This window comes from Nocardia sp. NPDC055321 (assembly GCF_053645575.1).
This window is the reverse complement of the sequence record NZ_JBSHMS010000036.1, coordinates 1-13,756: the sequence shown is the minus strand read 5'-3', so window position 1 is coordinate 13,756 and position 13,756 is coordinate 1. Positions and strand designations below refer to the sequence as shown.

The following is a 13,756-nucleotide window of genomic DNA, read 5'->3' as shown; positions in this document are numbered from 1 at the left end:
GTTGCGATCAGACCGCGGCCGGAACATCCTTGGCCGCCTTGCGGACCTGGAACGAGCTGATGATCTCCATGATGCCGATGAAGATCAGCCACCAGCCCACCACCAGGGTCAGGGTGAGCAGGGAGGTGAACGGCGCCGCGATCAGCCAGCCGCCACCGATGACCAGCACGATGCCGAAGAAGATCGTCCAGCCGCGGCCCGGCATGCCGTCACCGGAGATGCCGGTGATCAGCGAGCTGACGCCGCGGAAGATCCAGCTGATGCCGATCCAGATGGCCAGCAGCAGAACCGCGGTGGCCTCGCCGCGTTCGGTCCAGTCGTGGAAGCACAGGAAGCCCAGGATCAGCGACAGGATCGCGCTGATGAAGGACAGGATTCTCATGCCGGCGCTGAGGTGCAGACCGAAGGACGCGATCAGCTGGAAGACGCCGGACAGGATCAGGTAGATGCCGAACAGGACGCCCGCGATGAGCAGGGTCTTGCCCGGCCAGGCAAGGATCAGGATTCCCAGCGCCACCGAGAGGATGCCGGTGACCAGGATCGACTGCCAGGCGCCCCGGGCCAGCGCGTGGACCGGCCCTTCAATAACTTCCTCTTTGCTGGTTGTCATAATCGGGACAATATGCCCAGTTCGTACTGTTTGCGGTGAATTAGCGCGGTGTGGTGCAGGGTTGTGATACGGCTCAATCCACTTCCGCGTGCCGCTTGAGTTCGCGCTTGACCCAGCGAATATCGGCGCGCCAGGTATAGGCGGCCACCAATGCCGAACCGATAACGGCGGTATCGAGCATGTATTCACCTTGCACCGGGACGCTGATCAGGCCGCCGATCAGCGCGCCGAGCGCGAACGAGCCGTACTGCAGGGCGTAGCCGAGCCACTCGCGCGGGCCGCCGTCTCCGGCCAGGTGTCGTTCCACGCCCTGGGCGAGTTTGACCAGCGTGCCGGTCACGTAGCTCACCGGAATCGAGACCTCGCCGTTCTTCACGAACGAGGTGTTCAGCGCGCCCATCGCGAAGGCCACGATCAGGATCGGGGTCAGGCCGATGCTGCGCTCGCCGATGAAGTGCTCGCTGACAGCGGCCACCAGCAGCGCGATGGTCGCCAGCACGGTCGCGCCGTGCGGATGGTTCTCCCAGACGTAGCGACGGAACATCGAGGCCACGAAGACGCCGGTGACGAAGCAGGCGATGAGCAGTGCGGCGCCGACGGCCAGGGTGGCGTCACCGGCGAAGGCGCCGAGGATGGCGCGTTCGGTGTTGCCGGTCATGAACGTGACGAAGTAGCCGGCCGAGTGCATGTACGCGGCCGCGCCGATGAATCCCGCCAGCGCGGACAGCACGGCGGACAAACGCATCTCCAGGTCCCAGAACGGTGCGAGAGCTTCGCCGCGGCTCGAAGTCATGGCAAAAGGCTAGCAACCTTTTCCTGAGAACTTCCGGCGTGCGAAACACGGCCGCTGACCGCGCGCCGCCCGTGGGGTACAGTGCTTATGTTAACCAACATTCACATCTGGTTGAGCAGTAGAGCGCAAGGAGTAGCCATGACTTCCGCCGTCATCGTCGACGTGGTCCGCACCCCGTCCGGAAAGGGGAAAGCCGGTGGTGGACTATCGGAAGTGCACCCGGCGACCCTGCTTTCCGGCGTGCTGGAGTCCCTGGTCGCGCGCACCGGGATCGATCCGGCGGTCATCGACGATGTGATCGGCGGTTGCGTCACCCAGAGTGGTGAGCAGGCGTTCAATATTTCGCGGACGGCGGCGCTGGCGGCCGGATTCCCGGAATCTGTGCCGGCTACCACAGTCGACCGGCAGTGTGGCTCGAGCCAGCAGGCCGCGCACTTCGCCGCGCAGGGCGTGCTGGCCGGGGCGTACGACGTGGCCGTGGCCTGCGGCGTGGAATCGATGTCCCGGGTGCCCATGTTCTCCAATGCCCAGGGGGCGGACGCCAATCGCGGGCCGCTGGCGCATCGGTTCCCGAACGGGCTGATCCAGCAGGGCATCGCCGCCGAGGTGATCGCCGCGCGCTGGAAGTTCGACCGGGCCGCCCTCGACGAGTTCGCCGCGCGCTCACACCAACTCGCGGCGAGCACCGCGGCCGCGGGCGGATTCGACCACGAGATCGTCTCCGCCGGAACCATTTCCGCCGACGAGACGATTCGCCCGACCACCTCCGCCGAGGGGCTGGCCGGACTGAAGCCCGCGTTCGCGGACGCGGAGTTCAAGGCCCGGTTCCCCGAGATCGAATGGTCCATCACCCCGGGCAACTCGTCCCCGCTCTCCGACGGCGCTTCCGCCGCGCTGATCATGAGCGAACAGAAGGCAACCGACCTCGGCCTGCGCCCGCGAGCGCGCTTCCACTCGTTCTCCGTGGTGGGCGATGATCCGCTGCTCATGCTGACCGCCGTCATCCCCGCCACCCGCAAGGTGCTGGCCCGCGCGGGTCTGACGATCGACGACATCGATGTGTACGAGGTGAACGAGGCGTTCGCGCCGGTGCCGCTGGTCTGGGCGCACGAGCTCGGCGCGGACCTCGCCAAGCTGAACCCGCGCGGCGGGGCGATCGCGCTGGGCCATCCCCTCGGCGCCTCGGGCACCCGGATCCTGGCCACCATGCTCAACCATCTCGAGCAGACCGGTGGGCGCTACGGGCTCATGACCATGTGCGAGGCGGGCGGGCTGGCGAACGCCACGATCATCGAACGGCTCTGACAGCCGGTGATCCGGGCCGGAAGTCGCTGTACCGCAGCGGGTTCCGGCCTTTTCGGCGTTTCGGTGGGCTTCGATGCGGGACGCGGCGCGGGAATTCGGCGAATCGTCGGGGGTTGGTCGTAGCGTGGTTCGTGTCGTGAGTCGGGTGGAAGGTGGTCGGTCGTGGTCGCGGTGACCTGGGATCAGGTGTTCGAGTGGCGGATGCGGCGGCAGTTCGTCGGCGAGGCCGGGGCGAGCGGTGCGGTCGCGGTGGCCGAACGACTCGGCGGGGTGCAGGCGCAGGTGGCGTCGGCCGCGGAACTGGCCGTGGCGCTGCGTTCCGGGGACGGGCAGCCGGGCGCGGTGGCCGCGAGCCTGCGATCGGGGGAGCTGGTCAAGACGTGGGCCATGCGGGGAACGCTGCACGCGCTGACACCGGAATTCGCGGCCGGTGCGCTGTCGCTGATGGGATCCGCGCGGACCTGGGAGAAGGGTTCCTGGGTCAAGACCTTCGGCGCCACGCCGGACGACATGGCGGCGCTGGTGGACGCGGTCGGCGCGATCCTCGACGGCGCGGTCCTGACCCGGGAGGAACTGGTCTCGGCCATCGTCGCCGAACGCCGGTTCCACCACCTGTCCGACCAATTGCGTTCGGGCTGGGGCGCGGTGCTCAAACCTCTCGCCTGGCAGGGCGCGCTGTGCCACGGTCCCGTCGACGGGACCACCGTCACGTTCACCCATCCCGCCCACCTGATTCCCGGCTGGAAGGGCATTCCCGAGGCCGACGCGGCCGCACCCGAGGTGATTCGGGCCTACCTGGGCGCCTACGGACCCGCCACCCCCGAGACCTTCGACGCCTGGCTGAGCCGGGGCAGCATCCGTAAACCGGTGCTGCGCCGCTGGTTCGCCGATCTCGGCGACGACATCACCGAGGTGGAGGTGGAAGGCCGCCGCGGCTACCTGCGGACCGAGCACGTCGAGGAGTTGATCTCGATCGAGCCCGCGACGTCGGCACGGCTGCTCGGCTCGTTCGACCAGTACGTGCTGGGCCCGGGCACCAACGACACCGCGCTGCTGCAGGCCGCGCACCGCGCGAAGGTCAGCCGGGCGGCGGGATGGATTTCCCCGCTCGTCCTCGTCGACGGCCGGATCACCGGCACCTGGGCCACCGAGAACGACGAGCTGATCGTGACCATGTTCGACGACGCGAAACCGCCGCTGCGCGAGCTGAAGTCCGAGGCGGTGCGGGTCGCGCGTGCCACGGGTGTCCCGGCGCTGACGGTGCGGGCCGGCTGACCCGGGTGCGCCTGCCGCGCTCGGGTAGCGTCGGAGCCGGTGGGCAGTGGAGGGGGACACCGTGGGTGGGATCGTTGTCATCGGGGGCGGGATCGCGGGATTGGCGACCGCGCTGTTCCTGGGTCGGCGCGGGTACGCGGTGACGGTGCTGGAGAAGGAAACTCGTGGCGCCGGCGACGATCTGGACGAGGACTTCCTCGCGTGGCACCGGCCCGGTGTGCCGCAGGCGGTCCAGCCGCACAACCTGCACGCACCCGTGCGCGCGGTGCTGCTGGCCGAAGCACCCGACGTCTACGCCGCCATGCTCGCGTCGGGTGCGGAGGAATGGCGCGACTTCGAGCATCTCGCGCCATCGCCGCCGCAGCCGGGCGACGCGGATCTGGTGACGGTGCGCGCACGGCGCATCGTGGTCGAGCAGGCTTTGATGCACGCGGTGCGGAACCAGCCAGAAATCACCGTGTCCCATGGTGATCCGGCGCTCGGGCTCACACTCGACGGCTCGGGGCCGGTGCCGCGTGTCACCGGTGTGCGCCGGGGGTCCGGGGTGCTCGCGGCCGATCTCGTCATCGACGCGGGCGGTCGGCGGTCGCCGGTGCCCGCCTGGCTGGTCGCCGCGGGCGCGCGGGCCGCGGTCGTCGAACGGCACCGCACCCGCATCGCCTACTTCTGCCGCTGGTACCGGCTGCGCCCCGGCGCACCGCGCCGCCCGCCGTCCACGATCGGCGGCGGGGCGACCCCCTTCGCCCTCGGCGGCGTGTTTCCTGGCGACAACGGGGTCTTCGCGACGCACCTGGTGGTCTCCACCGCCGACCCGACGCGCTCGGCCCTGCGGACCCCGGCGGTCTACGAGTCCGTCACCCGCACCTTCCCCGGCAGCGCGGACTGGCTCGCCCTGGCGCACGATCCGATCAGCCCCGTGCTGGCCATGTCCGGCCTGGACAACAGCCGCACCGCCCTCGTCGACGAGAACGGGCCCGTAGTCGCCGGCCTGCTCGGTGTCGGTGACAGCGCCCTGCACACGAATCCCACACTGGGCCTCGGCATTCCCTTCGCCCTGCGCTCGGCGGCCTGGGTGGCGGCCCACGTAGGCCGTACCGCCGCGGCCGAACTCGTCGGCGAACACTATCGGTGGATCACCGACGAGCTCGGCCCCTGGTTCGATCACCAGGTCCGCAGCGACCGGGCCACCGAAGACAGGCTGGCGCCGGACACGCCCCCGGGCGCTGAATTCTCGCCCCTGGCCGCACTGCCCTGGTGCGCGGTCGACGACCCGCACGTCATGCGCGCCCGGCTGCGGGTGCGTCACCTGATCGATCCGCCCGACGCACTCACCTCGAGCCTCGACGTCGCCTACCGCCTCGCCGTGTGGCTTGATGATCACCCGAATTTCGTGCCGCCGGCGCAGGGGCCGAGTCGCGCACGGTGGGAAGAACTCACGGCGTCGCTCCACGGCCCGGGCCTGGTCACTAACCCGCAGGTTCGCCACCGCCCGGAATAGTGCGTACTTGTCGCTCGGTCGTACTCGACCGAGGGTGGTTCGAGGTACACGGCAACGAACTGCGTTGCGTGGCTTCGAGACTGGAGTGGTGATGCTCGATCGTGCGGATATGCCGGTGACCGTGCTCGGAACGGGTTCGATGGGCGGTGCGATCGCCCGGGCCTTCCTGGCGGCGGGCCACCCGACCACCGTGTGGAACCGGACGCCGGGACGGGCGGACGCGCTGGCCGCCGCCGGCGCCACCCGGCACGCGTCGGTCGGCGCCGCCCTCGCCTCCGGCCCCGTGGTCGTCACCTGCCTGAGCTCGTTCCGGGCGACCCGCGACAGCCTCGCCCCCGCCGCGGCCGAGCTGCCCGGCCGGACCCTGATCACCCTCAACAGCGGAACCCCCGCCGCCGCAACCGAGTTCGCCGACTGGGCCACCGATCACGGCGCACACGTCCTGGCCGGCGCGATCAAGAACGTCCCCGCCGCCGTCGGACACCCCGGCACCCTCCTGTGCTTCGGCGGCGACCGCACCCTGTTCGACACCCACACCGACCTCCTGCGCGTACTCGGCGGCGACCTGGTCCACCTGGGCCCCACCCCCGACCTGGCCGCCCTCTACGAATCCGCCGTAGGCGCAACCCTTCTCCCGACCCTCCTCGGCTTCCTGGAAGGCGCCGCGATCCTGCGCGCCCACGACCTCCCCGCCCACACCCTCGTCCCCTTCTCGACCGCCTGGCTCCGGATGATCGCCTCCCTCCTCCCGACCCTCGCCGAGGAGATCGACACCCGCGACTACACCCGCCCGGGCTCGTCGATAGCCCTGTTCCACGACGCGATCCCCGACGACGAACAACTGGCCCGCGCCTCCGGCCTCGACACGTCCCACCACGCCCCGGTCCACACCCTCCTCCGCCGCGCGATGGCCGAAGGCCGTGCTGCCGACAGCGTGACCGCCCTGATAGAACTCCTCGCCCCGCCCTCAGCCGACCGGCCACCACGCGACGGGCTCGCCGATACCGCCTTGCACCGCCCGTTCCCTGCCGGGTAGTGATATCGACGTGGACAGCGGGAAGTCATGCCCCGGTTGCGGTTCGGTGCTGCCGGAAGAGGACGGCGAGATCCCCCGGGGCATCCGGGCATCGGCCGCGTGCGCGCGGGTTTTTGCCGAGGTCGGCGAGTTCGCGCTGTCCCATCCACCGTTGGCCGGCTTCCATCAACTGGCGATCGACGCCTACACAGCTCAGCACGCCACCGGCGACGGCCCTCGCCTCCTGCATGCCCTGGTCGGCCTCTACCTGGCGATCGAGCATGGCCGGACGGCATCGGAAGTCCAGGGCGCACAACACAGACTCGGCCGTCCGTTCGCACCGCCGCTCGTCCGGCCCTCGGTACGAGCCGACATGGCTATCACGGATGTGGCAGAACGCGGCCTGCTCCTCGACTCGCTTCGAGGGCACGTCGAGGCACTCTACGAATGGGCCGACAGCGTATGGGCCACATGGGAACCGCACCACGTCGACGTCGCGGCCATTACCCGGCAGCACCTGCCCGGGTTCCTTCCTGTGCCGCAGCGCAACTGTTTCGGGTTCCATCTCTGATCGCCGGCGGGCGAATCCGGTCGCCTGAGATGAGCGCAGGTGACGAGCTTCGGCGAGGGCACCGGGGTTGATCGGAGCCCGCTTGTGTTACGGACGCCGACCGGCAACTGACCTGGCCACGCCGTGACTGCGGACGGCCGCCCGCATGCGCTACGCGGACCGTCGGGTAGGGGTGTGCGGAGGCGGGCTGTCCGGTGATGTCGGCGACCTCGGCGGGCACTCGAGGCGGGTGGACTTCGTGGCCGTGGTCTCCTCGGCGTGGCAGCGGGCCCGCGTGCCGGGCCGGGGGTGGTGGTTCGCGGCGAGCCGGATTGCCTTGGGGCCTAGCGACTTACGGGCGGGAGGAGGTCGGGGTTGTGGGCGCCGGGGCCGAGGACCGGGCGGATGTCGGACGCGGACAGGGGGGCCGAGCAGGCCGAGCAGACCGGCTCGACCGTCATCGTGTGGCCGCAGGTCTTGTGGACCGACTCGATCGGGGGGCCGTCGGGGGCGGACCAGGTGTCGCCCCACTGGCGCATCGCGTTCACGACCGTCCAGAGAGAGCGGCCCTTCTCGGTGAGCTTGTAGTCGTGGCGGGGCGGATTCTCCTGGTAGGGGACCTTCATCAGGACGCCCTGGTCCACGAGGTGTTCCAGGCGCTGGGTCAGGACGTTGCGGGCGATGCCCAGGCGGGAGCGGAAGTCGTCGAACCGGGTCACGCCGAACAGGGCGTCTCGGACTATGAGCAGGGTCCACCAGTCGCCGACGACCTCCAGGCACTGGGCGATGGAGCAGTTCATGTCCTCGAAGCTCGTTCGGCGCATGGGCACAGCATAGTCGGTTGCTTGAAAGAACTCACTCGCCTATGGTTCGTTGCATGATGCAACTCACTGGCCCGCCGGGCCGTCGGCTCGATGGGGAGAGATCGTGAACAACGCTGTGGAACAACAGGATCAGGCGAAGCAGGGCCGGATCGTGCTCGGCATCGTGGCCATCGGCGTGCTGCTGTCGAGCCTGGACCTGTTCATCGTCAACGTGGCGCTGCCGGAGATCGCGGTGGACTTCGCCGGGGCGGAGATCTCCGGGCTGTCCTGGGTGCTGAACGCCTACGCCATCGTCTTCGCCGCGCTGCTGGTTCCCGCGGGCAGGCTGGGGGACCGGAACGGGAACAGGAACGTCTTCCTGCTCGGGCTCGGCATCTTCGTCCTCGGCTCGGCGCTGTGCGCGGTGGCCTGGAACACCGGTGCGCTGGTGGGCTTCCGGGTGCTCCAGGCGGTGGGCGGCGCCCTGCTGACGCCCACCTCGCTCGGGCTCGTGCTGGCCGCGACGCCGCCGGAACGCCGGGCCGTCGCGGTCCGGCTGTGGGTGGCCTTCGGCGGCCTGGGCGCCGCGCTCGGACCGGTATTGGGCGGACTGCTCGTCGAAGTGCAGTGGCGCTGGGTGTTCCTGGTGAACGTGCCGATCGGCATCGCCGCACTCGTCATCGGATGGCGGCTGCTGCCTGATCCGGCCGGCACCGGCGGCCGCCTGCCCGACGGATTCGGCGCGCTGGCACTGGTCGGATCGACGGCGACGCTGATTCTCGCGCTGGTCAAGGGCGAGGACTGGGGTTGGACATCGGCGGCGGCGATCGGCGGGTTCGTGGTCGCGGCGGTACTGGCCATCGCCTTCGCGGTGTCCTCACGCCGGCATCACAGCCCGGTGCTCGATCCGGCGCTGCTGCGGCTGCCGAATTTCGGTCTCATGATCGGCAATTCGCTACTGTTCAACATCGCCTTCGCGGGCATGCTGCTCTCGGCGGTGCTGTGGGCCCAGAACGTGTGGGGCTGGTCGGCGCTGCAGTCCGGTCTCGCCATCGCGCCCGGCCCGCTGGCGGTTCCGGCGGTCGCGATACTGGCCGGGCGGCTCATCGCACGCTGGGGTCCGGGCCCGGTCATCGCCGCCGGCGGCGTGACGTTCGCGGCCGGAATCCTGTGGTGGACAGCGGCGGTCACGCTGGAGCCGAACTTCGCGGGCGGCCTGCTCGGCGGCATGGTGCTGACCGGTGTCGGGGTCGGCCTCACGCTGCCGACCAGCTTCGCGGCGGGCACCGCCGGGCTCCCGCCGCAGCGTTTCGCCACCGGATCCGCCGTCCTGAGCATGGCCCGCCAGATCGGATTGGCCATCGGCGTCGCGGTTTTCGTCGCGGTGCTGGGCGCGCCGGACGGCGCGGACGAGACACTGCAGGCCTTCCAGCGCGGCTGGTACGTCGTCGCGGGCGCGGCGGTGGCGGCGGGGCTGATCGGCCTGGCGGCTCGGCTCCCGCGCCCCACCGACGTTGTCGCACAACCGGTTCCGACGGTCGCCGCGCAGGGCTAGCGCACCATCGAGCAGCGGTGCGCCGTCGTCCCCGCGGGGGTGGCGGCGCACCCGCGCATCCGCCCGGGGTGGGGTAAATCCACCGCCGCTCTCAGGGCAGGGATCAGGGGTTGTCCGGATTCCGCCGAGGCCCCCGGTTTCCTACCGTCGAAGCATGCGATATCTCTGGGCGATACCGGCACTGGCATTGGTGGCGGGCTGCTCGACCGTGGCCACCGACGGTTCGCCCACCGCCCTGACCACCACCCCGTCGGCGGTCGCGGCGGGCCGTGTCGAGCAGATCCGCGCCGACATCGACGCCCTGGTGCGCACCGGGCTCGCCGGCGCCATCGCCACCCTCACCGAGAACGGTCAGACGCTGACCCTCACCGCCGGGGTCGCCGATCGCGCCACCGGCGAGCCGATTCCGCTGTCTCCGCACCAGGAGGTCCGGGTCGGGAGCATCTCGAAAACCTTCGTGGCCGCGATCGTCCTGCAGCTGGTCACCGAGGGCCGCGTGCGGCTGGACGAGCCGATCGACACCTACCTGCCCGGACTGCTGACCGGCGAGGGCATCGACGCGCGCGCCATCACCGTGCGGCAGATACTCCAGCATCGCAGCGGCCTGCCGGAATTCGCGGACGCGCCGGAGATCGACGAATACCGCGCCGGTGTCGAGGGGCGCGTGTTCACCCCGGCGGAGGAGATCCGGATCGCACTCCGCAATCCCGCGCGGTTCGCCCCGGGCGCGCGGTTCGAGTACACGAACACCAATTACACGGTCGCCGCCATGCTGATCGAGAAGCTCACCGGCCGCGCCTACACCGACGAGCTGACCGGGCGCATCACCGTGCCGAACCAGCTGACGAGCACCTACCTGCCCAACCCGGGCGAGCTGGACATCCGCGGTCCGCACCCGCACGGCTACGCGACCATCGACGGGGTACGCACCGACGTGACCCGGTCTGAGCCGTCGGTGCCGTGGGCGGCCGGGGCACTGGTCTCGACCGGGGCCGATCTCAATCGCTTCTACCTCGACCTGCTGGCGGGCAAGGTGGTGGCTCCCGCGCAGCTGGAGCAGATGCTCGCGGGCGAACCCCAGGAACCGGGCGGCTCGGCGTGGTACGGCCTCGGCATCGGCGGCACCGAACTCGACTGCGGCGCGCAGTATTTCGGCCACACCGGCGGCATCGCCGGGTACGTCACCGTCGCCGGCGCCTCCCGCGACGGCCGGGCGGTGACCATCACGCTGACCGAATCCCCGGAGCGGGAACCGGATGTGAAGACTCTGGTCAGCCACGCCCTCTGCCCGTAAGGTACTACTTGTTGTAGTAGAAACGCGAGTTCGGCAACTGCGCGAAACAGGGGGCGGGGCAATGACATACGAACAGGTCTGCGTGGTCGGCGGCGGTCCGGCGGGGATGATGGCGGGCCTGCTGCTCGCCCGGGCCGGGGTGCGGGTCACCGTCGTGGAGAAGCACGCGGACTTCCTGCGCGACTTCCGCGGCGACACCGTGCACCCTTCGACGCTGCGACTCCTGGACGAGCTCGGGCTGGGGGAGCACTTCGCCCGGCTCCCGCATCGCAAACTCGAGCAGATGCGCATGCGCATCGCGGGCGACACCCTCGTGGTCGCGGATTTCCGCCGCCTGCCCGGCCGCCACCGCTACATCGCCATGGTGCCGCAGTGGGATTTCCTGGACCTGCTCGCCGAGGCCGCCGCCGCCGAACCCGCCTTCACCCTGCGCATGGCCACCGAATTCACCGGCCTGCGCATCGAATCCGGCCGCGTCACCGGCGCGCACCTGCGAAACCCCGACGGCAGCACCGAAACCCTCGACACGGCCCTGGTACTGGCCTGCGACGGCCGCGATTCCGCCGCCCGGGACGCCGCCGGGCTCGCGCAGGACATGTTCGACGTCGCCATGGACGTCTGGTGGCTGCGCGTGCCCGCCGCCGACTCCACCCGGGCGGCACAGGTTTTCGCGCGCTTCGACGCCGGCCGCGCGGCGGTGACCCTCGACCGCGGCGACTACTACCAGACCTCCTACCTCATCCCCAAGGGCACCGACGCCCGCCTGCGCGCCCGCGACATCCAATGGCTCCGCGACGAGCTGGCCGACCTGTTCGACTGGACCCCGCGGACCCTGGCCGCCATTCGTTCCTGGGACGACGTGAAACTCCTCGAGGTGACCATGGGCCGACTGCCGACCTGGCATGTTCCCGGCCTGCTCTGCCTGGGCGACGCCGCGCACACGATGTCGCCGGTCGGCGGGGTCGGGGTGAATCTCGCCATCCAGGACGCGGTCGCCGCCGCCCGCATCCTGGCCGAACCGCTGCGGTCGGGCCGCCTCACCTCGGCGGACCTGGCGAAAGTGCAACGCCGCCGCCACTTTCCGACCGCGATGACCCAGAAATCCCAGCTGAACGAGCACGAGATCCTGCTCGAGCCGGCCCTGGACGGCACCCTCACCGGCGCGCCCGCGCCGCTGCGCGTGATCGACCGGTTCCCGGTGCTGGCCGGAATCTCGGCCTATATCGGCGGCATCGGACTGCGCCCGGAGCGTGCGCCCGCCTTCGCCAGACCGTAACTCGGCCGGGCCTCCCCGGGTCCGTACCCGGCCGCTCACTCCCGACCGCCGATAGGGTGCGGGGATGCGGACCGAACGAGAGCAGCGGCTGATCGACACCGTGGCGTGGGTGCTGATCCGGGACGGGCGGATTCTGTGTGGGCGGCCCGCCGGGAAGGACGAGTTCTACATCCCGGGCGGGAAAAGGGAAGGGGCCGAGACGGACCTGCAGACCCTGCTCCGGGAGATACGGGAGGAGCTGACCGTCGACCTGCTGCCCGGGACCGTCGCGCACGCAGGGACCTACGAGGCGCCGATCCCGGGCGCACTGGTCCGGATGGCCTGCTACACCGCGGACTACACCGGCACGATCGCGGTCAGCAGCGAGATCGAGGAGATCGACTGGTTCGACTACTCCGACCGTCCTCGGGTGCCTCCGGTCGACCAGTTGCTGTTCGACGACCTCGTGGCCGCGGGCCTGCTGAACCGGTGAAAGCCGAGCGCAGCGGCGAAAACAGAACCGGGTTACTAGAACATGTTGCCTACCTGTACCGACAGGTAATCATCGGAAGACTGGTCTGAATGTAGAACATGTTCTAGTGTGATGGGCAGAACATTCCAGTGCCGGGAAGTTAGAGGAGCCCCCACCACATGCGTACCGAGATCTGTGATCGCCTGGGCATCGATGTCCCCATTTTCGCGTTCACCCATTGCCGCGATGTGGCCGCCGCGGTCAGCAATGCCGGCGGACTCGGCGTGCTCGGAGCGGTCGGCTTCACCGCCGAGCAGCTCGAGGTCGAACTCGCCTGGCTCGACGAGCATGTGCAGGGCGTCTACGGCGTCGACCTGGTCATCCCCTCGAAGTACGAGGGCAAGGGCGTGGAGGGCATGAGCCCCGAGGAGCTCGAAGCCCAACTGGCCAAGCTGGTTCCGCAGGGCCACCGCGACTTCGCCGAGAAGATCCTCAACGATCACGGCGTGCCGCATCTGCCCGAGGGCGAGCGCCACAACCAGCTGCTGGGCTGGACCGCCACCACGGTCGCCCCGCAGATCGAGGTCATCCTCAAGCACCCCAAGGCCAAGCTGGTCGCCAACGCGCTGGGCACCCCGCCCGACGACGTGATCAAGCAGATCCAGGATTCGGGCCGCCTGATCGGCGCGCTGTGCGGTTCGGTCAAGCACGCGCTCAACCACAAGAACGCCGGCCTGGACTTCGTGGTCATGCAGGGCACCGAGGGCGGCGGGCACTGCGGCGAGATCGCCTCGATGGTGCTGTGGCCGCAGGTCGTGGACGCGATCGGCGACATGCCCGCGCTGGCCGCCGGCGGCATCGGCAACGGCCGTCAGGTCGCCGCCGCGCTGGCCATGGGCGCGCAGGGCGCGTGGACCGGCTCGCTGTGGCTGACCGTCGAGGAGGCCAACGTGCCGCCCGCGCAGATGCAGACCTACATCGACGCCACCAGCTCGGACACCGTGCGCTCGCGGTCCTGGACCGGCAAGCCGTGCCGCATGCTCAAGAACGACTGGACCGAGGCGTGGGACCAGGCCGACACCCCGAGCCCGCTCGGCATGCCGCTGCAGATGATGGTCGCCCTCGACGGCGTCAAGCGCGGTCACCGCTACCCCGAGGCCGCCAAGGACGTGAACTTCAACCCGGTCGGCCAGGTCGTCGGCCAGATGAACAAGATCGAGCGTTCCACCGACGTCGTGCAGCGCCTGATCCAGGAGTACCTGGACTCGTGCGAGCGGCTCAACAAGCTCAACAACGCCTGACAGGCGCCTGACGTACCAACGGCAACGCCC

At 69.9% G+C, this 13,756-nt stretch carries 13 protein-coding genes; 10 read left to right on the top strand and 3 right to left on the bottom strand.

Annotated features, from left to right (window positions below; genetic code table 11):
- Positions 1-7 precede the first annotated feature (7 nt).
- Both ACWIGI_RS36870 and ACWIGI_RS36865 read right to left on the bottom strand, forming a co-directional pair.
- Positions 8-610 (bottom strand): HdeD family acid-resistance protein, encoded by a 603-nt coding sequence (locus ACWIGI_RS36870; RefSeq protein ID WP_454208208.1) that lies wholly within the window; start codon positions 608-610, stop codon positions 8-10.
- Positions 611-683: 73 nt separating this feature from the next.
- Positions 684-1,403: a YoaK family protein gene (locus ACWIGI_RS36865; RefSeq protein ID WP_454208207.1), complete on the bottom strand. Its 720-nt coding sequence runs from the start codon at positions 1,401-1,403 to the stop codon at positions 684-686.
- 138 nt (positions 1,404-1,541) lie between these two features.
- On the opposite strand from ACWIGI_RS36865, the gene ACWIGI_RS36860 reads away from it, so the two are divergent.
- The 5 genes from ACWIGI_RS36860 to ACWIGI_RS36840 all read left to right on the top strand — a co-directional run bounded on the left by ACWIGI_RS36860 (position 1,542) and on the right by ACWIGI_RS36840 (position 7,067).
- Positions 1,542-2,708 (top strand): thiolase family protein, encoded by a 1,167-nt coding sequence (locus ACWIGI_RS36860; RefSeq protein ID WP_454208206.1) that lies wholly within the window; start codon positions 1,542-1,544, stop codon positions 2,706-2,708.
- A 162-nt stretch (positions 2,709-2,870) separates the two neighbouring features.
- Positions 2,871-3,983, top strand: coding sequence for a winged helix DNA-binding domain-containing protein (locus tag ACWIGI_RS36855; protein WP_454208205.1), 1,113 nt, complete (start codon positions 2,871-2,873; stop codon positions 3,981-3,983).
- 61 nt (positions 3,984-4,044) lie between these two features.
- A complete protein-coding gene (locus tag ACWIGI_RS36850) occupies positions 4,045-5,481 on the top strand; it encodes an FAD-dependent oxidoreductase (protein WP_454208204.1) in 1,437 nt (478 codons plus the stop codon).
- 91 nt (positions 5,482-5,572) lie between these two features.
- Positions 5,573-6,517: an NAD(P)-dependent oxidoreductase gene (locus ACWIGI_RS36845; protein WP_454208260.1), complete on the top strand. Its 945-nt coding sequence runs from the start codon at positions 5,573-5,575 to the stop codon at positions 6,515-6,517.
- Between the two features lie 10 nt (positions 6,518-6,527).
- A complete protein-coding gene (locus tag ACWIGI_RS36840) occupies positions 6,528-7,067 on the top strand; it encodes a DUF5946 family protein (RefSeq protein WP_454208203.1) in 540 nt (179 codons plus the stop codon).
- Positions 7,068-7,390: 323 nt separating this feature from the next.
- Here the strand turns inward: ACWIGI_RS36840 and ACWIGI_RS36835 are convergent, their stop codons facing one another.
- The gene (locus ACWIGI_RS36835; protein WP_454208202.1) at positions 7,391-7,870 is read right to left on the bottom strand and encodes a winged helix-turn-helix transcriptional regulator; all 480 of its coding nucleotides are present in this window, start codon (positions 7,868-7,870) and stop codon (positions 7,391-7,393) included.
- Between the two features lie 103 nt (positions 7,871-7,973).
- Here ACWIGI_RS36835 and ACWIGI_RS36830 point away from each other — a divergent pair, with 103 nt between their 5' ends.
- The 5 genes from ACWIGI_RS36830 to ACWIGI_RS36810 all read left to right on the top strand — a co-directional run bounded on the left by ACWIGI_RS36830 (position 7,974) and on the right by ACWIGI_RS36810 (position 13,726).
- A complete protein-coding gene (locus ACWIGI_RS36830; RefSeq protein WP_454208201.1) occupies positions 7,974-9,404 on the top strand; it encodes an MFS transporter in 1,431 nt (476 codons plus the stop codon).
- 154 nt (positions 9,405-9,558) lie between these two features.
- Positions 9,559-10,698 (top strand): serine hydrolase domain-containing protein, encoded by a 1,140-nt coding sequence (locus ACWIGI_RS36825; protein WP_454208200.1) that lies wholly within the window; start codon positions 9,559-9,561, stop codon positions 10,696-10,698.
- 61 nt (positions 10,699-10,759) lie between these two features.
- Positions 10,760-11,974, top strand: coding sequence for an FAD-dependent oxidoreductase (locus tag ACWIGI_RS36820; protein WP_454208199.1), 1,215 nt, complete (start codon positions 10,760-10,762; stop codon positions 11,972-11,974).
- A 64-nt stretch (positions 11,975-12,038) separates the two neighbouring features.
- On the top strand, positions 12,039-12,446 hold the full coding sequence (locus ACWIGI_RS36815; RefSeq protein WP_454208198.1) for an NUDIX hydrolase: 408 nt from the start codon (positions 12,039-12,041) through the stop codon (positions 12,444-12,446).
- A 158-nt stretch (positions 12,447-12,604) separates the two neighbouring features.
- The gene (locus ACWIGI_RS36810) at positions 12,605-13,726 is read left to right on the top strand and encodes an NAD(P)H-dependent flavin oxidoreductase (protein WP_454208197.1); all 1,122 of its coding nucleotides are present in this window, start codon (positions 12,605-12,607) and stop codon (positions 13,724-13,726) included.
- Positions 13,727-13,756: the final 30 nt, after the last annotated feature.

What these genes read in the sequence shown, in the direction of transcription:
- ACWIGI_RS36870 (WP_454208208.1), bottom strand. Translation starts at nt 610, where the DNA reads ATGACAACCAGCAAAGAGGAAGTTATTGAAGGGCCGGTCCACGCGCTG.
- ACWIGI_RS36865 (WP_454208207.1), bottom strand. Translation starts at nt 1,403, where the DNA reads ATGACTTCGAGCCGCGGCGAAGCTCTCGCACCGTTCTGGGACCTGGAG.
- ACWIGI_RS36860 (WP_454208206.1), top strand. Translation starts at nt 1,542, where the DNA reads ATGACTTCCGCCGTCATCGTCGACGTGGTCCGCACCCCGTCCGGAAAG.
- ACWIGI_RS36845 (WP_454208260.1), top strand. Translation starts at nt 5,573, where the DNA reads ATGCTCGATCGTGCGGATATGCCGGTGACCGTGCTCGGAACGGGTTCG.
- ACWIGI_RS36835 (WP_454208202.1), bottom strand. Translation starts at nt 7,870, where the DNA reads ATGCGCCGAACGAGCTTCGAGGACATGAACTGCTCCATCGCCCAGTGC.
- ACWIGI_RS36825 (WP_454208200.1), top strand. Translation starts at nt 9,559, where the DNA reads ATGCGATATCTCTGGGCGATACCGGCACTGGCATTGGTGGCGGGCTGC.
- ACWIGI_RS36820 (WP_454208199.1), top strand. Translation starts at nt 10,760, where the DNA reads ATGACATACGAACAGGTCTGCGTGGTCGGCGGCGGTCCGGCGGGGATG.
- ACWIGI_RS36815 (WP_454208198.1), top strand. Translation starts at nt 12,039, where the DNA reads ATGCGGACCGAACGAGAGCAGCGGCTGATCGACACCGTGGCGTGGGTG.
- ACWIGI_RS36810 (WP_454208197.1), top strand. Translation starts at nt 12,605, where the DNA reads ATGCGTACCGAGATCTGTGATCGCCTGGGCATCGATGTCCCCATTTTC.